Source organism: Streptomyces sp. NPDC090077, from assembly GCF_044747545.1.
In the GTDB taxonomy this organism is placed as follows: Bacteria; Actinomycetota; Actinomycetes; order Streptomycetales; family Streptomycetaceae; genus Streptomyces.
Genome location: NZ_JBIVEG010000005.1, coordinates 57,096 through 78,046, shown reverse-complemented (window position 1 = coordinate 78,046; position 20,951 = coordinate 57,096). Strand labels below are relative to the sequence as shown.

At 73.0% G+C, this 20,951-nt stretch carries 15 protein-coding genes; 8 read left to right on the top strand and 7 right to left on the bottom strand.

Annotation, left to right across the window (positions count from 1 at the left end; all coding sequences use genetic code 11):
* The first annotated feature begins 2 nt into the window (after nucleotides 1–2).
* The 5 genes from ACIPW5_RS10865 to ACIPW5_RS10845 all read left to right on the top strand — a co-directional run bounded on the left by ACIPW5_RS10865 (nucleotide 3) and on the right by ACIPW5_RS10845 (nucleotide 5,548).
* Nucleotides 3–1,028: a carbohydrate ABC transporter permease gene (locus tag ACIPW5_RS10865; RefSeq protein ID WP_401243297.1), complete on the top strand. Its 1,026-nt coding sequence runs from the start codon at nucleotides 3–5 to the stop codon at nucleotides 1,026–1,028.
* Entirely contained in the window at nucleotides 1,025–1,909 is an 885-nt protein-coding gene (locus ACIPW5_RS10860) for a sugar ABC transporter permease (protein WP_401243295.1), read from the top strand. Before ACIPW5_RS10865 ends, ACIPW5_RS10860 begins: the two co-directional genes overlap by 4 nt.
* A gap of 55 nt (nucleotides 1,910–1,964) precedes the next feature.
* Nucleotides 1,965–3,554: a glycoside hydrolase family 13 protein gene (locus tag ACIPW5_RS10855; RefSeq protein ID WP_401243293.1), complete on the top strand. Its 1,590-nt coding sequence runs from the start codon at nucleotides 1,965–1,967 to the stop codon at nucleotides 3,552–3,554.
* Entirely contained in the window at nucleotides 3,542–4,555 is a 1,014-nt protein-coding gene (locus ACIPW5_RS10850; protein WP_401243291.1) for a LacI family DNA-binding transcriptional regulator, read from the top strand. The genes ACIPW5_RS10855 and ACIPW5_RS10850 overlap by 13 nt, the downstream gene beginning before the upstream one ends.
* 741 nt (nucleotides 4,556–5,296) lie before the next feature.
* Nucleotides 5,297–5,548: a hypothetical protein gene (locus ACIPW5_RS10845; RefSeq protein WP_401243288.1), complete on the top strand. Its 252-nt coding sequence runs from the start codon at nucleotides 5,297–5,299 to the stop codon at nucleotides 5,546–5,548.
* A gap of 57 nt (nucleotides 5,549–5,605) precedes the next feature.
* On the opposite strand, the gene ACIPW5_RS10840 is transcribed toward ACIPW5_RS10845, so the two are convergent.
* Nucleotides 5,606–5,860, bottom strand: a complete 255-nt coding sequence (locus ACIPW5_RS10840; protein WP_401243286.1) for a hypothetical protein — start codon at nucleotides 5,858–5,860, stop codon at nucleotides 5,606–5,608.
* A gap of 168 nt (nucleotides 5,861–6,028) precedes the next feature.
* On the opposite strand from ACIPW5_RS10840, the gene ACIPW5_RS10835 reads away from it, so the two are divergent.
* The 3 genes from ACIPW5_RS10835 (at nucleotide 6,029) to pulA (ending at nucleotide 14,712) form a co-directional block, all read left to right on the top strand.
* On the top strand, nucleotides 6,029–6,814 hold the full coding sequence (locus ACIPW5_RS10835) for an alpha/beta fold hydrolase (protein ID WP_401243283.1): 786 nt from the start codon (nucleotides 6,029–6,031) through the stop codon (nucleotides 6,812–6,814).
* Nucleotides 6,815–7,526: 712 nt separating this feature from the next.
* Nucleotides 7,527–9,272 carry a carbohydrate-binding module family 20 domain-containing protein gene (locus ACIPW5_RS10830; protein ID WP_401243281.1) on the top strand — a complete coding sequence of 582 codons (1,746 nt, stop codon included), beginning with the start codon at nucleotides 7,527–7,529 and terminating at the stop codon, nucleotides 9,270–9,272.
* A 37-nt stretch (nucleotides 9,273–9,309) separates the two neighbouring features.
* The gene (pulA, locus tag ACIPW5_RS10825; protein WP_401243278.1) at nucleotides 9,310–14,712 is read left to right on the top strand and encodes a pullulanase-type alpha-1,6-glucosidase; all 5,403 of its coding nucleotides are present in this window, start codon (nucleotides 9,310–9,312) and stop codon (nucleotides 14,710–14,712) included.
* A 75-nt stretch (nucleotides 14,713–14,787) separates the two neighbouring features.
* On the opposite strand, the gene ACIPW5_RS10820 is transcribed toward pulA, so the two are convergent.
* From ACIPW5_RS10820 to ACIPW5_RS10795, 6 genes are all read right to left on the bottom strand, one after another.
* A complete protein-coding gene (locus ACIPW5_RS10820; RefSeq protein WP_401243275.1) occupies nucleotides 14,788–15,366 on the bottom strand; it encodes a polysaccharide deacetylase in 579 nt (192 codons plus the stop codon).
* A gap of 167 nt (nucleotides 15,367–15,533) precedes the next feature.
* Complete coding sequence (locus ACIPW5_RS10815; RefSeq protein WP_401243274.1) at nucleotides 15,534–16,058, bottom strand: GNAT family N-acetyltransferase; 525 nt, start codon at nucleotides 16,056–16,058, stop codon at nucleotides 15,534–15,536.
* Nucleotides 16,059–16,087: 29 nt separating this feature from the next.
* Nucleotides 16,088–16,795, bottom strand: coding sequence for a TetR/AcrR family transcriptional regulator (locus ACIPW5_RS10810; protein WP_007263765.1), 708 nt, complete (start codon nucleotides 16,793–16,795; stop codon nucleotides 16,088–16,090).
* A gap of 53 nt (nucleotides 16,796–16,848) precedes the next feature.
* Complete coding sequence (locus tag ACIPW5_RS10805) at nucleotides 16,849–17,892, bottom strand: PDR/VanB family oxidoreductase (protein ID WP_401243271.1); 1,044 nt, start codon at nucleotides 17,890–17,892, stop codon at nucleotides 16,849–16,851.
* Complete coding sequence (locus ACIPW5_RS10800) at nucleotides 17,889–18,785, bottom strand: metal-dependent hydrolase (RefSeq protein ID WP_401243268.1); 897 nt, start codon at nucleotides 18,783–18,785, stop codon at nucleotides 17,889–17,891. The genes ACIPW5_RS10805 and ACIPW5_RS10800 overlap by 4 nt, the downstream gene beginning before the upstream one ends.
* 197 nt (nucleotides 18,786–18,982) lie before the next feature.
* Nucleotides 18,983–20,905, bottom strand: coding sequence for a hypothetical protein (locus tag ACIPW5_RS10795; RefSeq protein WP_401243265.1), 1,923 nt, complete (start codon nucleotides 20,903–20,905; stop codon nucleotides 18,983–18,985).
* Nucleotides 20,906–20,951: the final 46 nt, after the last annotated feature.

The window sequence follows — 20,951 nt, the reverse complement described above, 5'->3', positions numbered from 1 at the left end:
CGATGGCCGCTGACACCAGCCGGTCGGTGGCGAAGGCCGCGGACGGCGAGACGACCCTCGCCGCCCGCGGTCCCAGCCGCACGACCGCCACCGGGAGCCCGCGCGGCGGCATCCGCCGCGCCCTCGCCACGCACTGGTACGCCTGGGCCATGATCGCCCCGGTGGTGCTCGTCCTCGGCGTGATCGTGGGCTGGCCGCTCGTACGCGGCGTCTACCTGTCGCTGACGAACGCCAACGAGCGCAACGTCGCCCGCACCATCGGCGTGCGCCACATCGACGCCACGTACGAGTTCGTCGGACTCGACAACTACGCGGACGTCCTCGGCGACCCCGTCTTCTGGCAGCGGCTGGTGTGGACGGTGGTGTGGACCGTCGCCTGCGTCTCCATCACCTTCGTCCTCGGCCTCACCCTGGCCACCATGCTCAACCGGCAGTTCCGGGGCCGCGCCGCCTACCGCATGGCGCTCATCCTGCCCTGGGCCGTGCCCGGCTTCGTCTCCGTCTTCGCCTGGCGGTTCCTCTTCAACCGCGACAACGGCATCCTCAACAAGGTCCTCGACGGCGGCGGCATCTCCGCCATCCCGTGGCTCGACGACCCCACCTGGGCCAAGCTCTCCGTCATCGCCGTCAACGTCTGGCTCGGCATCCCCTTCATGATGGTCGCCCTCCTCGGCGGCCTCCAGTCCATCCCCGCCGAGCTCTACGAGGCCGCCGAGATGGACGGCGCCGGCCCCTGGCAGCGCTTCCGGCACATCACCCTGCCCGGACTGCGCGCCGTGAGCATGACGGTGATCCTGCTCTCCACCATCTGGACCTTCAACATGTTCCCGGTGATCTTCCTGCTGACGCGGGGCGGACCCGGCGACTCCACGGAGATCCTGGTGACCCAGGCCTTCCGCGAGGCCTTCATCGCGAGCCCGCGCGACTTCGCCGGCTCCGCGGCCTGGGGCGTGCTGATCCTCGGCCTGCTCATGATCTTCGCGCTGGTCTACCGGCGCTCGCTGCGCAAGCAGGGAGAGGTGTGGTGACCGTGACCACGACCGAGAATGCGTCCGGGAACAGCTCGAAGCAGGCGCCGCGCCCGCGCGGCAGCCGCTCCCCGCTCGCCTCCTTCGGACTGCACGCCACGCTCGTCGTCGCGTCCGTCATCGCCGTCTTCCCCGTGCTGTGGATCCTGCTGACCTCGCTCAAGCCGGCCAAGTACGCCATCAGCACGGACTTCGTGAAGGAACCGACCTTCTCGAACTACTCCTACCTGCTGGAGGACAGCCACTTCCTCAGCTGGTTCTGGAACTCCGTGCTCGTCGCCGGCGTCACCACCGTGCTCGGCGTGTTCATCGCCGCCACCACCGGCTACGCCGTCAGCCGCTTCAAGTTCCCCGGCATGAAGCCGCTCATGTGGACCCTGCTCATCACGCAGATGTTCCCGATGGCCATCCTGATCGTCCCGCTCTACAACCTGATGGGCGACCTCGGGCTGCTCAACCAGCCGCTCGGCCTGATCATCACCTACCTCACCATCGCCGTGCCGTTCTGCGCCTGGATGATGAAGGGCTTCTTCGACACCATCCCGGTCGAGATCGACGAATCCGGCCGCGTCGACGGACTCAACCCCTTCGGCACCTTCTGGCGCCTGATCCTGCCGCTCGCCAAGCCCGGCCTCGCCGTGACCGGCTTCTACGCCTTCATCACCGCCTGGGGCGAGGTCGCGTACGCCTCCGCCTTCATGGTCGGCGAGGAGAACCTCACCCTCGCGGGCGGCCTGCAGACCTTCGTCACGCAGTACACCTCCAACTGGGGCGCCATGAGCGCGGCATCCGTCCTCATCGCGATCCCGGCGGCCGTCTTCTTCCTCTTCGCCCAGCGTCACCTCGTCGCCGGTATGACGGCGGGCGCCACCAAGGGCTGACCACCCGGCGTTCGCCCCCTGTTTTCCGGTACCGGCCCGATCTTCCAAGGACACCATGACCCAGCACCTCGCCGACGCGCTCCCCACCCCGACCGGGACCCAGCCCGGCTGGTGGAGAGACGCGGTGATCTACCAGGTCTACCCGCGCAGCTTCGCCGACTCCGACGGGGACGGAATGGGGGACCTCGAAGGCATCCGCCGCCGGCTGCCCTACCTGCGCGACCTCGGTGTCGACGCCGTGTGGCTCAGCCCCTTCTACGCCTCCCCGCAGGCCGACGCCGGCTACGACGTCGCCGACTACCGGGCCATCGACCCCATGTTCGGCACCCTGCACGACGCCGACGCCGTGATCCGTGAAGCCCACGGGCTGGGCCTGCGGATCATCGTCGACCTCGTCCCCAACCACTGCTCCGACCAGCACGAATGGTTCAAGCAGGCGCTCCGGGAGGGACCGGGGACCCCGCTGCGCGAACGCTTCCACTTCCGGCCGGGGAAGGGCGAGGCGGGCGAACAGCCGCCCAACGACTGGGAGTCCATCTTCGGCGGCCCGGCGTGGACCCGCGTCGAGGACGGCGAGTGGTACCTCCACCTGTTCGCGCCCGAGCAGCCCGACTTCAACTGGGAACACCCAGCGGTGCAGGACGAGTTCCGCTCCGTGCTCCGGTTCTGGCTCGACCTGGGCGTCGACGGCTTCCGCATCGACGTCGCCCACGGGCTGGTCAAGGCCGCCGGACTGCCCGACCTGGGGCGCGACGAGCAGCTCAAGCTCCTCGGCAACCAGGTCCTGCCCTTCTTCGACCAGGACGGCGTCCACGAGATCTACCGCTCCTGGCGCACCGTGCTCGACGAGTACGCCGGCGACCGGATCGGCGTCGCCGAGGCCTGGGCCCCCAACGTCGCCCGCACCGCCCTCTACGTACGCCCCGACGAACTGCACCAGGCCTTCAACTTCCACTACCTGACGACCGGCTGGGACGCGGCCGCGCTGCGCGCCAGCATCGACGAGTCGCTGGACGCCATGCGGCCCGTGGGTGCCCCGACCACCTGGGTGCTGTCCAACCACGACGTGGTCCGCCACCGGACCCGCTTCGGCAGCCTGGCGCGGGCGCGCGCGGCCGCGCTGCTCATGCTGGCCCTGCCCGGGTCCGCGTACGTCTACCAGGGCGAGGAGCTCGGCCTGCCGGAGGTCACCGACCTCCCGGACGAGGTGCGCCAGGACCCCTCCTTCTTCAAGGAGAACGGGCAGGACGGACTGCGGGACGGATGCCGCGTCCCGCTCCCGTGGTCGGGCGACGCGGCCCCGTACGGCTTCGGGACCGGCGGCAGCTGGCTGCCCCAGCCGGCCGAGTGGGCAGGCCTGAGCGTCGAGGCGCAGACCGGGGACGAGGACTCCACGCTGGAGCTCTACCGCACCGCCCTGCGGATCCGCCGCGACCACCCCGACCTGGGTGCCGGGGACGCGGTGCAGTGGCTGGAGGCCCCGGAGGGCGTCCTGATGTTCCGCCGCGGCGGATTCGTGTGCGCGGCCAACACGACGGGGGCCGCGGTGCGGATACCGGGGGCGGGGTCCGTGCTGCTGGCGAGCGGTCCCGTTGACGAGCCCGGCGTGCTGCCCGCCGACACGGCGGTGTGGTGGCAGGGGTGAGTTCCCCGTTGCGGCTGACGGACATCGCCTCGCAGGCACAGGTCAGCGAGGCGACCGTCAGCCGCGTGCTCAACGGCAAGGCGGGCGTGGCGGCCGGCACCCGGCACCGGGTGCTGGCCGCCATGGACCTGCTCGGCTACGAACGGCCGGTACGGCTGAAGCGGCGCAGCAATGGTTTGGTCGGGCTGCTGATCCCGGAACTGACCAACCCCATCTTTCCCGCGTTCGCGCAGGTCATCGAGCAGGCGCTGGCCGGGCAGGGCTACACGCCGGTGCTGTGCACCCAGACCCCGGGCGGGGCGACGGAAGACGAACTGGTCGAACAGCTGGAGGAGCGGGGGGTCACCGGGATCGTCTTCCTGTCCGGCCTGCACGCCGACGCGTCGGCCGACCCCGCCCGCTACCAGCGGCTGTCCGCGCGCGGGCTGCCGTTCGTGCTGATCAACGGTTTCAACGAGGCCATCAGCGCCCCGTTCGTGTCCCCCGACGACCGGGCGGCGGCCGAGATGGCCGTTCGGCACCTCGAGGAACTGGGACACCGGCGCATCGGGCTCGCCATCGGCCCGACGCGGTACGTCCCCTCGGCGCGCAAGGAGCAGGGGTTCCTGGCCGCGCGGCCGGGGGCGGCGGAGGAAGGGCTGGTCCAGCGCACCCTGTTCACCGTCGAGGGCGGCCACGCGGCGGGCGGCGCCCTGCTGGAGCGGGGCTGCACGGGCGTGGTCTGCGCCAGCGACATGATGGCGCTCGGAGTCATCCGCGCCGCGCGGGAGCGGGGGCTGCGCGTCCCGGAGGACGTCTCCGTGGTCGGCTTCGACGACTCCCCGCTCATCGCCTTCACCGACCCCCCGCTCACGACGGTCCGCCAGCCGGTCCGCGCCATGGCCACGGCAGCGGTGGGCGCACTGCTGGAAGCGGTGGCGGGCACCCCGGTCCAGCGCACGGAGTACGTCTTCCAGCCGGAGCTGGTGGTACGGGGGTCTACGGGGATGGTGCGGGGGTAGGGGGGCGGGGGGTGTTCGCGGCTCGCGGCTCGGGCCCGCTATCTCCCCCTCGACCCCCGCCGGTCGGTCGGCGCCTGCCCACCCGCCTCCCTGGGTGCGGGGCGGGGGCCGGGGGCCGGTACACCCTCGGACGGTCTCAGAGCTGGTTGGGGGCTTCCCGTCAGTCCCATCGTCCTTCCGGTTCGTGCCGGCCTGTCAAGGGCGCTCCCTTCGGTCGCGTCGCTTCGCGATGGCCTTCGGCCACCCTTGACAGGCCGACCCGCCCCGGAAAGCCGAAAGACTGCCGGGAAACCCCCAAAGAAACGGCACGGTCCAGAGGAACAGGGACGGGTCCGTCAGCGATGGGCGATGGGCGAGGGGCCGGGCCATGGCCGGCCGGGCATCCGGGCCCGTCCAGCCCCGGTCCGGGGCCAGGGGCGCGACTACCTGCACCAAAAGTCGATCAGAGCACGCTACGGAGCACCCAAGCGCGACAGATCGCTACGCGCTCCTCATCTCTCAGCGTCCGGCGACCGCCCTGGGCTGCTACCTGCACCAAAAGTCGATCAGAGCAGGCCAGGGATCCGACAGGCGCGACAGATCGCTACGCGCTCCTCTGATCTCGGCGTCCGGCGGCCGTCTTGGGTCGTTCAGATGGCCGGGGGGGCGGACGAGGCGGTCGCCCATGGTCAGTACGACGATGCCGATCGTCACGGATGCCTCCCGGGAGGCGCCTGCAGATGCTGTGAGAGCCTGCGCGGCATGGGCATTGCGAAGAAGGGGACGCGGACCATCGTCGTGGACGGCGAGAGGTACCGGTGGGTGGTCGCGCCCGATGACGAGCCCGGGTTGGGGATCGTGGTCCAGGGGGAGGAGGGCGGGCAGCGGATGGTGACGTGGGTCGAACACGGGACGGTGATCACGCCGAGGCTCGTCGCCGACGTCATCCGGCGGGCGTTGGAGCGTCACGGCTGGACGCCTCGGGAGCGGGGCGGGCAGCTCACGCTGCGCTAGAACGCCGCAGGGGCGGCCCGACGTTGCCGTCGGGCCGCCCCCGCGGGACGATCCGGGTCAGGCGCCCAGGTGGGAGCCGTTCGCCCACTCCTTCTCGCCTTCCTTGAGGCAGGAGGAGGAGTAGACCGGGCCGGCGAAGGACGGGAGGTTGTGCGGCACCGCGGCGAAGGAGGAGCAGTTCGACGAGTGGGCCTTGCGACCGGCGTCGAAGTAGTCGATCTCGACTCCGTCGTTGGCCAGGGCGGCACCGGCGCCACCGAGCAGGATGCCGGCGGCCAGGACGGACGCGGTGACAGCGGAACGAATGCGCATGACTCCCCTAAGGATGAATGGAGGGACGCGCCGGTTCGATCCGCGCGTCGGCCGGTCCAACCGTCCACGGGTACCGCCGGGAACGGCCGTTCACTCCAATGCCCGCAGCTGTATCGTTTCCCCGCTCCGCGCTTCCGCCGGTTGGGTGGAACGTGCAAGCATCGCCGGATGATCACACTTACCGATGAGTTCGGCCATCTCGCGTACGCCGTTTCCGGCGACGGCCCGCCCGTCGTGCTCGTGCACGCCGGCGTCGCCGACCACCGGATGTGGGACGACGTCGTCTCCGCCCTGGCCGAGCGGTACACGGTCGTGCGCTACGACCTGCGCGGCTTCGGCGAGTCCGCCCCGCCGACCGCCCCGTACCGCGACACCGACGACCTGTTGCGGCTCCTGGACCACCTGGGCCACGACCGGGTCCGGCTCGTCGGCGCCTCCTGGGGCGGCCGTGTGGCCCTGGACTTCACCCTCGCCCACCCGGAACGGGTGCACTCCCTGGCGCTGTTCTCCGCGCCCTGGCCCGGGTACGCCTGGTCCGCGGAGATGCACGCGTACGACGGTGCGGAGACGGCCGCCCTGGCCGCGGGCGATGCGGACACCGCCACGCAGATCAACCTGGACATGTGGCTGCGAGGGCCCGCGCGGGAATGGGTGGACGTGGCCGTCGGTCTGGCCGACCGGGTCCGCGAGCCGATGCGGACGTCGCTGATCAACATGGCGGCCCGTGACGAGCACGCGGAGGGTGTGGAGAGGCGCGAACTCGCCACCGTCTCCGTTCCCACGCTCGTCGGGGTCGGCAAGCTGGACGTCGCCGACTTCCAGGACATCGCCCAGCGCTACGCCGCCGAGATCCCCGGCGCGACCCTCGTCGAGTTCCCCACCGCCGCCCACCTCATCGCCCTCGACGCCCCCGCCGAACTCGTGGCGCAGCTGGCCCCGTTCCTCGCCCGATGACGACCGTCTCCCCGATCCTCGGGTACTTCGACCTCTGAGCCATGGTGGCCGGTTCCTGGGCTGCACCGCCGAACACCCATGGGACCCGCTGGCCGGAGGCCGGGGCCGTCCAGCGGCCGTCAGTCGCCGAGGAAAGGGGAGCGCGTAGCGATCTGTCGCGCCTGTCGGGTCCCTGGCCTGCTCTGGTCGACTTTTGGTGCGGGTATCAGCCCCGGGCGGTCGTCGGACGCTGAGACGGGAGGAGCGCGTAGCGATCTGTTGCGGGTGGTCGCGCCCCCGGTCCGGGACAGCGACTGCAGAGGGCTCGGATGCCCGGCGGGCCGGCCCCCGGCGCCTCGTCTCGTCACTGACGGGCTCGCCCCTCCCTCTCCTGCCCCGTGACCGTTCTTTTGGGGGTTTCCCGGCAGTCTTTCGGCTTTCCGGGGCGGGTCGGTCTGTCAAGGGTGGAGCGAAGCGACATCGCGCAGCGACGCGACCGCAGGGAGCGCCCTTGACGGGCCGGCGCGACACGGAAGGACGATGGACTGGCGGGAAACTCCCAAACCCTCCCTGATGCGGTCTAGTTGGACGCCGCCCCCGTGGCTCCGTCTCCCCATGCGACTGACCCGCGGAAACAATTCTGCAATCTCTTGCGCAAGCTCTTGCAACACTCCTGGCCGCGCCCTACGGTCGCGTGCAACCCCCCACGCCTTCCCGCCAGGAGGACCCCCGCATGGCTCGAACCAGATCCGTATCCGCGCGCGCCGGCAGAGCCGCGCTGGCCACGGCGGCGCTGGCTGCCGCCGCCCTCACCGGGCAGGCGTCCCAGGCGTCCCCGGCCTCGGCGGCTCCGCCCGGGGAGAGGGACGTCACCGCCGTGCTGTTCGAGTGGCGGTTCGCCGACGTGGCCAAGGCGTGCACCGGCAGCCTCGGGCCCGCCGGGTACGGGTACGTGCAGGTGTCGCCCCCGCAGGAGCACGTGCAGGGGTCCCAGTGGTGGACCTCGTACCAGCCCGTCAGCTACAAGATCGCCGGGCGGCTGGGAGACCGGGCGGCCTTCAAGGTCATGGTCGACACCTGCCACGCCGCCGGGGTGAAGGTCGTCGCCGACTCCGTCGTCAACCACATGGCCGGCCCCGCCGACCCCGGTGCCACGCTCACCGGAACCGGCGGGTCTTCGTACACCAAGTACTCCTACCCCGGCCTCTACTCCGGCGCCGACATGGACGACTGCCGGGCCGAGATCGCGAACTACCGGGACAAGGCGAACGTCCAGAACTGCGAACTCGTCAAGCTCGCCGACCTCGACACCGGCGAGGAGTACGTCCGCGGCCGGATCGCCGGCTACCTCAACGACCTGCTCTCCCTCGGCGTCGACGGGTTCCGGATCGACGCCGCCAAGCACATGCCCGCCGCCGACCTCGCGAACATCAAGTCCCGGCTGAGCAACCCCTCCGTGTACTGGAAGCAGGAGGCGATATACGGCGCCGGGGAGGCGGTGGACCCGGCCGAGTACCTCCCCTCCGGCGACGTGCAGGAGTTCCGCTACGCCCGGGACCTGAAGCGGGTCTTCCAGAACGAGAACCTCGCCTACCTGAAGAACTTCGGGGAAGCCTGGGGCTACATGGCCTCCGCCAAGTCCGGGGTGTTCGTCGACAACCACGACACCGAGCGCAACGGCGAGACCCTCAGCTACAAGAACGGCTCCGACTACACCCTCGCCAGCGTGTTCATGCTGGCCTGGCCCTACGGCTCGCCCGACGTGCACTCCGGGTACGAGTGGACCGACAAGGACGCCGGCCCGCCGAACGGCGGGACCGTGAACGCCTGCTACTCCGATGGGTGGAAGTGCCAGCACGCCTGGCCGGAGATCGCCTCCATGGTGGCCTGGCGGAACACCGCCCGCGGCCAGGGCGTCACCGACTGGTGGGACGACGGCGGTGACCGGATCGCCTTCGGGCGCGGGACCAAGGCGTACGTGGCGATCAACCACGAGGCGACCGCGCTGACCCGGACCTTCCAGACCTCCCTCCCCGCCGGCACCTACTGCGACGTGCAGAGCGGCGGCGGCAGCGGCGGCGGGCGTGCCGTGACCGTGGACTCCGGCGGCCGGTTCACCGCCACGCTCCAGCCGCAGACCGCCCTCGCCCTGCACGCCGGCGCCCGCACCTGCGGGACGACCGCCGCCGCCGGGGCTTCCTTCGCCGTCAACGCGACCACCGTCCCCGGCCAGGACGTCTACGTCACCGGGGACCGTCCCGAGCTCGGCGGCTGGAACACCACCGCCGCCCTCAAGCTCGACCCGGCCGCCTACCCCGTGTGGAAGCTCGACCTCGCCCTCCCGGCCGGGACCTCCTTCGCCTACAAGTACGTCCGCAAGGACGCCTCCGGGAACGTCACGTGGGAGAGCGGGGCCAACCGCAACGCCACCGTCCCCGCCAACGGCAAGGTCACGCTGACCGACACCTGGCGCAACTGACTCCCGACCGCTCCGCCCGACCCCGAGGAGAGACCCCTTGATACGCCCCGCCGCGGGAGCGCTCGCCGCCGCCCTGGCCCTGACGCTCCTGCCCGCCCTCCCCGCGGCCGCCGCCGCGCAGGCCCCGGCGCCGCCGTCGGACGCGAAACTGGCAGCCGAGCCCGCCCGGCACGACCTGACCCGCGAGCAGTTCTACTTCGTGCTCCCGGACCGGTTCGCCAACGGCGACCCGCGCAACGACCGGGGCGGGCTGACCGGCGGCCGCCTGGAGACCGGCCTGGACCCGACGGACAAGGGCTTCTACCAGGGCGGGGACCTCAAGGGGCTCACCGACCGGCTCGACTACATCAAGGGGCTCGGCACGACCGCCATCTGGCTGGCGCCGATCTTCAAGAACCAGCCCGTGCAGGGCCGGGGCGCCGATGCCTCGGCCGGCTACCACGGCTACTGGATCACCGACTTCACCCAGGTCGACCCGCACTTCGGCACCAACGCCGACCTGGAGCGGCTCATCGACAAGGCGCACCGCAAGGGGATGAAGGTCTTCTTCGACGTCATCACCAACCACACCGCCGACGTGGTCGACTACCGCGAGGGCTCGCACGCCTACCTGTCGAAGGGGGCCTTCCCCTACCTGACGAAGGACGGGGTCCCCTTCGACGACTCCGAGTACGGCGACGGCCGCGCCGACGGGAAGAAGAAGTTCCCGGCCGTCGACCCGGCCCGCTCCTTCCCCCGCACCCCGTTCGTGCCGGAGGGGAAGAAGGACCTGAAGGTCCCGGCCTGGCTCAACGACCCGGCGATGTACCACAACCGGGGCGACTCCACCTTCGCCGGGGAGTCCTCCGAGCAGGGCGACTTCTCCGGGCTGGACGACCTGTGGACCGAGCGTCCCGAGGTCGTCCGCGGCATGGAGAAGATCTACGAGAAGTGGGTCGAGGACTACGACATCGACGGCTTCCGCATCGACACCGTCAAGCACGTCAACACGGGCTTCTGGACCCAGTGGGCCACCGCCCTCGACCAGTACGCCGCTCGGCGCGGCCGCCCGGACTTCTTCATGTTCGGCGAGGTGTACTCGGCCGACACCGCCGTCACCTCGCCGTACGTCACCCGCGGACGTCTCGACGCCACCCTCGACTTCCCGTTCCAGTACGCCGTCCGCGCGTACGCCTCCCAGGGCGCGCCCGCCGGCCGGCTGGGTGCCGTGTTCGGTGACGACTACAGGTACGGCTCCGACCGGGCCAACGCCTACGAGCAGGTGACCTTCCTCGGCAACCACGACATGGGCCGCTTCGCCTCCTTCCTGAAGCAGGACCGGCCCGGGGCGGGGGAGCGGGAGCTGCTCGACCGGTACCGGCTGGCCAACGAGCTGATGTTCCTCTCCCGGGGCAACCCGGTGGTCTACTCCGGCGACGAGCAGGGCTTCACCGGCTCCGGTGGTGACAAGGACGCCCGTGCGCCCCTGTTCGCGACGCGGGTCGCCGACTACCTGGACGACGACCAGCTCGGAACGGTGCGCACGCACGCGAGCGACGCCTACGATCCGGAGCACCCGCTCTACTTGCAGATCAGTGCTCTCTCGAAGCTGACCAAGGCCCACCCGGCCCTGCGCGACGGCATCCAGAGCGAGCGCCTCGCCGACGGCTCCGCGTACGCCTTCGCCCGCACCGACCCCAAGACCCGTACCGAGTACCTGGTCGCCGCCAACAACAGCGGCACCCCCCGCACCGTCGAGGTCGACGCCCCGCCCGGCGCCTCCTACCTCCCCCTGTACGGGGCCACCGGCCCCGGAGGCACCCCCTACGCGGCCCCCGCCCCCGTCACCGCCTCCCCGGCCGGCAGGCTCACCGTGAACCTGCCCGCCCTCGGCACCGTCGTCCTGCGCGCCACCGCCCCGCTGCCCGCCCCCGCGGCCAAGCCCGCGCTGACCCTCAAGGCCCCCGCCCCCGGCGCCACCGGCACCGTCGAGCTGTCCGCCGACCCCGCCCCCGGCGCCGGACCCGGCGCCCTCACCCGGGTCGTCTTCGCCGCGCAGACCGGCACCGGAAAGTGGCAGGTCCTCGGCTCCGCCGACCACGCCCCCTACAAGGTCACCCAGTTCATCGACCCGGCCACCCCCGCCGGCACCCCCCTGCGCTACAAGGCCGTCGCCGTCGACTCCACCGGCCGCACCGCGTCCGCCCTCGCCGCGTCCACCACCGGGCGGACCCCGCCGCCCACACCCCCCACCGCCGTCCAGCGCGACTACGCCGTCGTCCACTACAACCGCCCCGACGGCGACTACGCGAACTGGCGCCTGTACGCCTGGGGCGACCTCGCCGACGGAGAGGCCACGCCCTGGCCCGAGGGACACCCCTTCACCGGCCGCGACGCCTACGGCGCCTTCGCGTACGTCCGCCTCAAGCCCGGCGCCTCCACCCTCGGCTACCTCGTCATCGACAAGGACGGAAACAAGGACGTCGCCGCCGACCGCACCCTCGACGTGACGAAGACCGGCGAGATCTGGCTCGAACAGGGCAAGGAACCCGCCCGCACCGACCGGCCCCCCTACCCGCCGCAGGACCGGACCAAGGCCGTCCTGCACTACCAGCGCCCCGACGGTGCCGACGGCTGGGGCCTGCACGTGTGGACCGGCGCCGCCAACCCCACCGACTGGTCCAAGCCCCTCATGCCCGTCCGCACCGACGCCTACGGCGCCGTCTACGAGGTCCCCCTCGCCCCCGGCGCCACCAGCCTGAGCTACATCCTCCACAAGGGCGACCAGAAGGACCTCCCCACCGACCAGTCCCTCGACCTCAAGGCCGACGGCCACGAGGTGTGGATGCTCGGCGGCCGCGAGAAGTACCTCCTCCCGCAGCCCGCCGGCTCCGCCGCCGCCCTCGACCTCACCAAGGCCGAGGCCGTCTGGATCGACCGCGACACCCTCGCCTGGAACGCCCCGCAGACCGCCGCCTCCCTCCAGCTCCTCGCCTCCCGCGAAGGCCGGATCACCGCCGCGAACGGAGTCCTGGACGAGGCCGGCGCCCCCTGGCTGCGCCTGAACCGCACCACCCTCACCCCCGCCCAGCAGCAGAAGTTCCCGCACCTCGCGGCGTACACCGCGTACACCGTCGACCCCCGCGACCGCGACCGGGTGCGCGAGGCCCTGCGCGGCCAGCTCGTCGCGAGCGCCCGCGCCGCGAACGGCGCCGTCCTCGCCGCCACCGGCGTCCAGCTCGCCGGCGTCCTCGACGACCTGTACGCCAACGACGCCCCGCTCGGCCCCGTCTTCAAGGACGGCCGCCCCACCCTCTCCGTCTGGGCCCCCACCGCCCAGCGCGTCGACCTCGAAATCGACGGCCGCACCCACCCCATGCGCCGCGACGACACCACCGGCGTCTGGTCGCTGCGCGGCGAACGCTCCTGGACCGGCAAGCCCTACCGCTACGCCGTCACCGTCTGGGCCCCCAGCACCCGGCAGATCGTCCGCAACCTGGTCACCGACCCCTACTCCACCGCCCTGACCACCGACTCCACCCACAGCCTCGCCGTCGACCTGGCCGACCCCAAGCTCGCCCCGCCCGGCTGGAAGGAACTGCGCAAGCCCGCACCCGTCCCCTTCACCAGCGCCCAGATCCAGGAGCTGCACGTCCGCGACTTCTCCATCGCCGACGCCACCTCCCGGCACCCCGGCCAGTACCTGGCCTTCACCGACACCGGCTCCGCCGGCATGCGCCACCTGAAGGAGCTGGCCGCCGCCGGCACCTCGTACGTCCACCTCCTCCCGGCCTTCGACTTCGGGACCGTCCCGGAGGACCCGAAGGACCGCACCGAACCCGCCTGCGACCTCAAGGTCCACGCCCCCGACTCCGAGGAGCAGCAGGCCTGCACGACCGCGGCCGCCGCGAAGGACGGCTTCAACTGGGGCTACGACCCGCTGCACTACACCGTCCCCGAGGGCTCGTACGCGAGCGACCCGAACGGCACCGCCCGCACGGTCGAGTTCCGCAGGATGGTCCAGTCGCTGAACGGCGCCGGCCTGCGCACCGTGATGGACGTCGTCTACAACCACACCGTCGCCGCCGGGCAGTCGGACCGGTCGGTCCTCGACCGGATCGTCCCCGGCTACTACCAGCGCCTCCTCGCCGACGGCTCCGTCGCCACCTCCACCTGCTGCTCCAACACCGCGCCCGAGAACGCCATGATGGGCCGCCTCGTCGTCGACTCCCTGGTCACCTGGGCGAAGCAGTACAAGGTCGACGGGTTCCGCTTCGACCTGATGGGCCACCACCCGAAGGCCAACGTCCTGGCCGTCCGCAAGGCCCTCGACGAGCTGACCCCCGCCAAGGACGGGGTCGACGGGAAGAGGATCGTCCTCTACGGGGAGGGCTGGAACTTCGGCGAGGTCGCCGACGACGCCCGCTTCGTCCAGGCCACGCAGAAGAACATGGCCGGCACCGGCATCGCCACCTTCTCCGACCGGGCCCGCGACGCCGTCCGCGGTGGCGGCCCCTTCGACGAGGACCCCCGCGTCCAGGGCTTCGCCTCGGGCCTGTTCACCGACCCCAACGGCGCCCCGGCCAACGGCACCCCGGCCGAACAGCGGGCCCGCCTGCTGCACGCCCAGGACCTCCTGAAGGTCGGCCTCTCCGGCAACCTCGCCGGGTACGCCTTCACCGACTCCGCCGGCCGCCGCACCACCGGCGCCGGGGTGGACTACAACGGCTCCCCGGCCGGCTACGCGGCCGCCCCCGGCGACGCCCTCGCCTACGCCGACGCCCACGACAACGAGTCCCTGTACGACGCCCTGGCCTACAAGCTGCCCGCCGGCACCGCCACCGCCGACCGGGCCCGCATGCAGGTCCTCGCCATGGCCACCGCCGCGCTCTCGCAGGGCCCGGCCCTCTCCCAGGCGGGCACCGACCTGCTCCGCTCGAAGTCGCTGGACCGCAACTCCTACGACAGCGGCGACTGGTTCAACGCCCTGCACTGGGACTGCCGCCAGGGCAACGGCTTCGGCCGGGGCCTGCCGCCCGCGGCCGACAACCGCGCCAAGTGGCCCTACGCGAAGCCCCTGCTGACCGGCCCGGCACCCGGCTGCGCGGAGATCACCGGGGCCTCCGCCGCCTACCGCGACCTGCTGCGGATCCGTACGACGGAAGGCGCCTTCGCCCTCACCACCGCCGAAGCCGTGCAGCAGCGGCTGTCCTTCCCGCTGTCCGGGCCCGAAGAGACCCCGGGCGTCCTCACCATGGCCCTCGGCGACCTGGTGGTGGTCTTCAACGCCACCCCCGCCGACCAGCGCCAGCGCGTCCCCGCCCTGGCCGGCACCGGCTACGCCCTGCACCCCGTGCAGGCGGCGGGCGCGGACCCGGCGGTGAAGCGCTCGGCGTACGACGCGGCGACGGGGGAGTTCACCGCCCCGGCCCGCACGGTCGCGGTGTTCAAGCGCGGCTGACGGCCGCCCGACGGTGAAGCGGCGGTGCCGGAGGGAACTCCGGCACCGCCGCTCCGCGTTCTCCGGGTCAGGACGTCACACCCAGACGCGCAGGGCTTCCATCCGCCGGGACTGGCCCGTGGTCCCCACGTACACCGGGTTGCCGCCGGCCGCGTTCAGCCAGCCGTAGTCCGCCACGTGCGCCTGCGCCGCGACGTTGCCCGAGCCGACCTGCACGCCCAGGGCCTCCATCCGCCGCGACTGGCCGGTGGTGCCGGCCGTCACGGCCTTCCCGTCGGCGGCGCACCGCCAGCCCTGCCAGCCGATGTCGGCGAGGTGGGCGTTGGCGCAGACCCCGCCGGTCCCGCTGGTCGCGATGGTGACGGCCTCCATCCGGCGGCTCTGCCCGGTGGTCCCGGCCACGGCGCCGTCGCACACCGCCGACTGCCAGCCGATGTCCTGCACGTGCGCGGCGTAACAGACCACGCGCGCCGCCGGAGCCAGCGCGTGCTGCCGCGCGGCCGCCGCTTCCACGTCGGCCACCACCGACGCGGGTGCCTCGGCCACGGCCCCGCCCCGTTCCGGCGCCGGCCGCTCCTGGGCCCCGGCCACGCCGGTGGCCCCCAGGACGCCCGCCAGCGCCATGCCTAAGACGGCGCCCGCGGCCCTGCTCATGGACTTCCCCATGACGTTTCCCCTCTTGGTACCGATTGGTCCCGACTGGTCGCGACCATCAGTACCGGCGCGCCGGAGCGGGCGGCAACCGCTTGCCGTGCGCACGGCCGAGAGCCGACCCGGCATGGCGCGCCCGGGGCCCTTGCGGGGCGGACGCCGGCCGTGCCTCAGACGTCGAGGCGCCGCTCCAGCAGGATCACCCCGTACGTCCGGCCGTCCTTGCCCGTCTTCGAGGGGAACTCGCCGACGATCCGGTAGCCCGCACTGCGGTAGTACGCGAGCAGCTTCGGGTTGGTCGACACGCAGTCCAGCCGGGCCCGTTCCCGTCCCGTGCGGGCGATCCGGTACTCGGCGTGCTCCAGGATCCGCATGCCCGCCCCGGGCGGTGCGGCCTTCCGCTCCACCATCAGCCGGTGCACGTAGCCCGCCACCGGCGGCTGCACGCCCCAGGCCTCCTCGTCGGACCACCAGAGCTCGTACGCGCCCACGAGCCGCCCGTCGGCGTCCTCGGCGAGCCAGACCTCTCCGTCGCGCATCCGCGCGAGGAAGTGCGCGGCGTCCTTGTCGCCCGGCTTCCACTGGTCGATGCCCCGGCCGAGCATCCAGCGGGCGGCCTGGTCGTACAGCTTCACCAGCGTGCCGGCGTCCTTCTCCGCGGCCGCCCGGAACAGCATCCCGTCGTCAATGATCACGCGGGCATTATCGCCAGCCGAGCGACCGCTCAGTCTCCCTGCCCGGTCCCCGGGACGAGCACCGCCAGCCGCCCCACCAGTTCCCCGAAGGGCCCGTCGGCCGGCTCGTCCGCCAGGATGCGTACGAGGATCCCCGCCATCTCCGCGTCGTACGCGGCGCTGACCGCGGCCAGCGCCGCGAAGTCGTGGACCAGCTGGAGTTCCAGCTCGGCCCGGGGGATCCGCCGCCCGTCCAGCCACAGCAGGGCCGTGGACTCGGCCAGCGACACCCAGGACCGCACGACGAGCTCCAGCCGGGCCGGCGGGTCCTGCACGCCGATGTGCACGAGGATCTGCTCGTACGCGGCCTGCCGGACCTCGTCGATCATCGCGTTGGCCCGGCTGCTGCCCGCCGCCGGACCACCGCGCAGCAACGCCGAGAAGCCGGGGCCGTGTTCGTCGACGAAGGCGAAGTACCGGCCCATCACCCGCAGCAGCCGGGGCCCGAGCGGGCCCTCCTGCGGCTCGACGAACCGCGCCGCCAGCTCGTCGGCGGCCCGCCGCAGCGCGGCCTCGTACAGGCTGAGCTTGCCCGGGAAGTAGTGGTAGACGAGCGGGCGGGATATGCCTGCGGCCGCCGCGATCTCGTCGATCGACACGTCGTCGGGGGAGCGGTTGCTGAACAGCTCCAGGGCCACCCCGATCAGCTGCTGCCGCCGCTCCTCGACACCCATCCTGCGCCGCACCCCGGTTGTCATGCCGACACCCTACGCCCCGGGCGGGGGTGGGCCGTACGGGTGAAGGCCCGCTGCTAGAGGTCCAGTACGAGCCGGTCCGAGGCGGCGCGGGAGACGCAGAGCAGCATCGAGTCGGCGCGCTCCCCGTCGGTGAGGAGCTCGTCGCGGTGGTCGGCCCGGCCGGAGAGCACGCGGTGCCGGCAGGTTCCGCAGAAGCCCTGGCCGCAGGAGTACGGGGTGTCGGGCAGGACCCGGCGCACCGCCGTCAGCGTGGACTCGTCCGCGGCGACCTCGACGGTGCCGCCGGTGCGGGCGAGTTCGACGGTGAAGGGCTTCGCCGCGGCGGGGGCGGCCGCGGCGAAGCGCTCCAGCCGGACCTGGTCCGGGTCCGGGACGGCCTCGGTGACGGCCCGCATCAGGGGTTCGGGGCCGCAGCAGTAGACCAGGGTGCCCGGCCGGATCCCGGAGAGGGCGGTCAGGTCGGGCAGGCCCGCCTCGTCCTCGGCGGTGACCGTCACCCGGTCCCCGTGGGCGGCGAGTTCGGGCAGGAACGGCATCGAGGCGCGGGAGCGGCCCCCGTAGAGCAGGGTCCAGTCGGCGCCGGCCGAGGTCGCCGCGCGGAGCATCGGCAGGATCGGGGTGATGCCGATGCCGCCGGCGACGAAGGCGTACGAGGCGGCGGGCTCCAGTTCGAACCGGTTGCGGGGCGGGCGCACCCGCACCTCCGTGCCTTCCACCAGCTGTTCGTGCGCCTCGCGGGAGCCGCCGCGGCCGTCCTCGACGAGCCGGACGGCGATGGTCCAGCGCCCGGCGTCGGCCGGGTCCCCGCACAGCGAGTACTGGCGCACCAGGCCCGAGGGCAGGGTCAGGTCCACGTGCGCGCCCGGGGTCCAGGACGGCAGTTCGCCGGACTCCAGGACCAGGCGCAGTACTCCCTCGGCCGGTTCGGTGCGGGAGGTGACGACGGCGTGCAGGGTCCGGCGCGGCGAGTACCCGGAAACCGGTTCCGCAAGGGCGGGCAGCGGCCAGAGGGGGGAGCGGCCGATCCGCCGGAGCAGCGCGCGCCGGGTCAGGACGGCGGCCCCCGCCACCGCCGTGACGGCCAGGGCGCGCCTCACGGCCGCACCCCGCCGTTGGCGCCGGGCGAGGAGGCCAGGTAGGCCTGGGCCTGGGCCGTCGAGCCCTCCTGGGAGGGGTGGTAGGTGCGGGAGAGGTAGGTCGGGATGGACCGTGCCATCGCCCCGGCCGAGGGCAGCACGCCCTTGCGGCCGGCCCGCAGGAACTGGCCGTAGGAGGCCTTGGCGCCGGGCCGCTGGGGGTCGTTCTCGACGAAGAAGCGGGCGCCGCGCTGCCAGAGGAAGAGCAGGGCGGCGAAGGCGCTGGCCCAGGTCCGCACGCGGCGGCGGTAGTTGCCGTCCAGGTGCATGAAGAGGTCGAAGGCGACCGACCGGTGCTCGACCTCCTCCGCGCCGTGCCAGCGCAGCAGGTCCAGCATCATGGGGTCGGCGCCGCGCCGGTCCAGTTCCTTCGCGTTGAGCACCCAGTCGCCGAGGAAGGCGGTGTAGTGCTCGATCGCGGCGATCATCGCGACCCGCTCCAGGAGCCACCAGCGGCGGGCCCGGCCCGGGGGGAGGGTCCGGTCGCCGAGGAGCTTCTCGAACATCCAGTCGACCTGGGCGGTGTACGGGGTGGGGTCCAGGCCGAGGCGCTTGAGGTGGGGGAGCACGTCGTCGTGCGCGGCGGCGTGCATGGCCTCCTGCCCGATGAAGCCGATGACGTCCGCCCGCAGCCGCTCGTCGGTGATGTGCGGGAGCGCCTGCTTGTAGACGTGCACGAACCAGCGCTCACCGGCGGGCAGCAGCAGGTGCAGCACGTTGATGGTGTGCCCGGCGAAGGGCTCGCCGGGCAGCCAGTGCAGCGGGGTGTCCTCCCAGGAGAAGGACACGTTGCGGGGTTCGAGGTCTATGTGTTCCGACGCCACGGGGGCGGGGGCGGGCGGCCTATTAGACATGGCGTCAATGTACTGACGGGTACCCGCCAGGAAAACCCCCCGGCGCCGCCGAATCCGCCGGGAACTGCGCGATCAGCCACGGACGCGCCGCACCCGACGCACGACAGGTACCACCCCAGGGGCGCCGGGAACTGCGCGATCAGCCACGGCGGACCCGCAGCCGGCGCACGACGCACCCGCACCCCCACCCGGCCAACCTAGCGGAGCACCCCGGCCCTGCTGCCGTCCGTCAGCTTCCCCGACAGGTCCACCTGGGCCCCCTCCGGCGCCTTCAGCGCCAGCCGGTTGCCGTTCGCGCTCCCGCTCACCCCCGCGCCCGACGCCGACAGCGAGGCGAACTGCGCACTGCCCGCCGCCAGTACGTACCACTGCCCCGCGCGGGACTTCCACAGCACCCCGGCCAGCACCCGCGGCTCCCGCGGCCCGCACGCCGGCGAGCCCTCGGCCTTGGCCGCCTGGGCCGCCAGCGGCGCGCCCGGGGCCAGGAACTGGGCCTGGACCCGGTCCGCGGTGCCCCGCCAGGTCTCGGCCCGGCTGCACAGCCAGGTGGCCGTCCCGTCGCCCTCGGGCAGCGGCTGCTTCGCGTACGTCCAGGCGTTGACGGAGCGCACCCCGTGCGAGCGCACCGACGGCAGCAGGCACGCCGTCCTGGACCACTCGCCGAGCTCCGCCGCCTCCGTCACGTCCCGCGCCGCGCCCGGCGCGCCCGAGGTCAGCCGGGCCGGGGTCAGTTCGCCCAGGTCGGTCACCAGCCGGGTGGCGCCCTCGCCGGTCAGCGACAGCGCGCTCCAGCCGGTGCAGTCGCCGTTCGGTGCGGGGCCCAGCACCGGCGGGGTGACCCCGTCCGGGGTGAGCTTCAGCGCGGCCGGCTGGTCGCCGGGCTTGAGCAGGTCGCGCAGGGCGGCCCCGGTCACCCAGGGGGCCGTCAGGTAGCGGACGTTGCCGTCGACCCGGCTGAGCACGAGCGCCGTCGCCGTGTCGGCGGTGGCCCCGTCGGTCCGGGCGAAGTCGAGGGCGGCGCCCGCGGTTCCGTTGCGCGGCTCCGCGTACCGGACCACGCGCAGCCCGTCGTACAGCAGGACCACCACGGCCTGGTCGACGGTGCCCGCGAACAGCAGCTGCGGGGGGCCCATCGGCGGCCCCGAGGGGCTGCCCGGGGTCGCCGAGACCACCACCTCCTTGCCGGGCCGGGCCCAGACCGCGAGCGCCCGGCGCAGCAGCTCCGCGTCCTGGACGCGGTCGCCGCGCGCGGGCCAGGCGGAGTAGTCGGTACGGGAGGAGGTGCGCCACACCGCGGGCGCCACCCTCAGCAGCTGCCCCGGGTCCAGGGCCTGCTCGGACGCCGCGTTGCGCGCGTACAGCGGAGCGGCGGGCCCGTCCGAGCCCCAGCCCCCGCCCGGCAGCGCCAGCAGCGTCCCGCACACCGCGAGCGCGGCCGCCGCGGCCAGGGCGGCCCGTGCGAGCCGGCGCCGCCGCAGCAGGTCGGTGGGCCGGGCCTGGAGCACGCACGGGTCGAACTCGGGGGAGGCGAACAGGCCGTCGTGCGCCGGGTCCCCGGACTCCGCGACCGCCGCCTCCGGGTCGGCGACCCCGGCCTCCGCGAGCACCCGGAGCACCTCCGGCCCGTCCAGCCCCTCCAGCGCCCGCAGGACGCAGGCCGCGCGGCCCGGGCCGTTCAGGGTGGCCAGCCACTGGTCCAGCGCCAGCTCCTCGGCCCCGCCCGCGCGCGGGAACAGCCGCAGCCCCCAGACCTGCGGCAGCAGCGCGGGCAGCTGCCCGCGCAGCGGGAGCGCCTTGAAGGTCAGCGGGATCCCCGCCTCCAGGGCGGAGCGCAGCACGCGCAGCCGGACGTACGCGTATCCGGACTCGGGCCCGCCCAGTCCGCCGCGCTGGGCCGGGACCCCGCCCTGCACCTCCGCGGCTCCGCCGCCCCGCCGCCCGCGCGGCAGCGCGCGCTGGGTCAGCGAGTGGGCGGTGAGCACCCGCCGGTTGCGGCCGAGGGAGGGCGGCAGCACCAGGTAGGCCAGCCGCACCAGCCGCGGGTAGTGCTCGACGATGGCGGCCTCGGCCTGCTCGACGTCGGGGGGCAGGGGGCGGGTGGCGGTATCCGGCGCAGTCACGTTCAGCAGAACGAGCGAATCGTCGGATGGTCACCCGCCTTCGTGC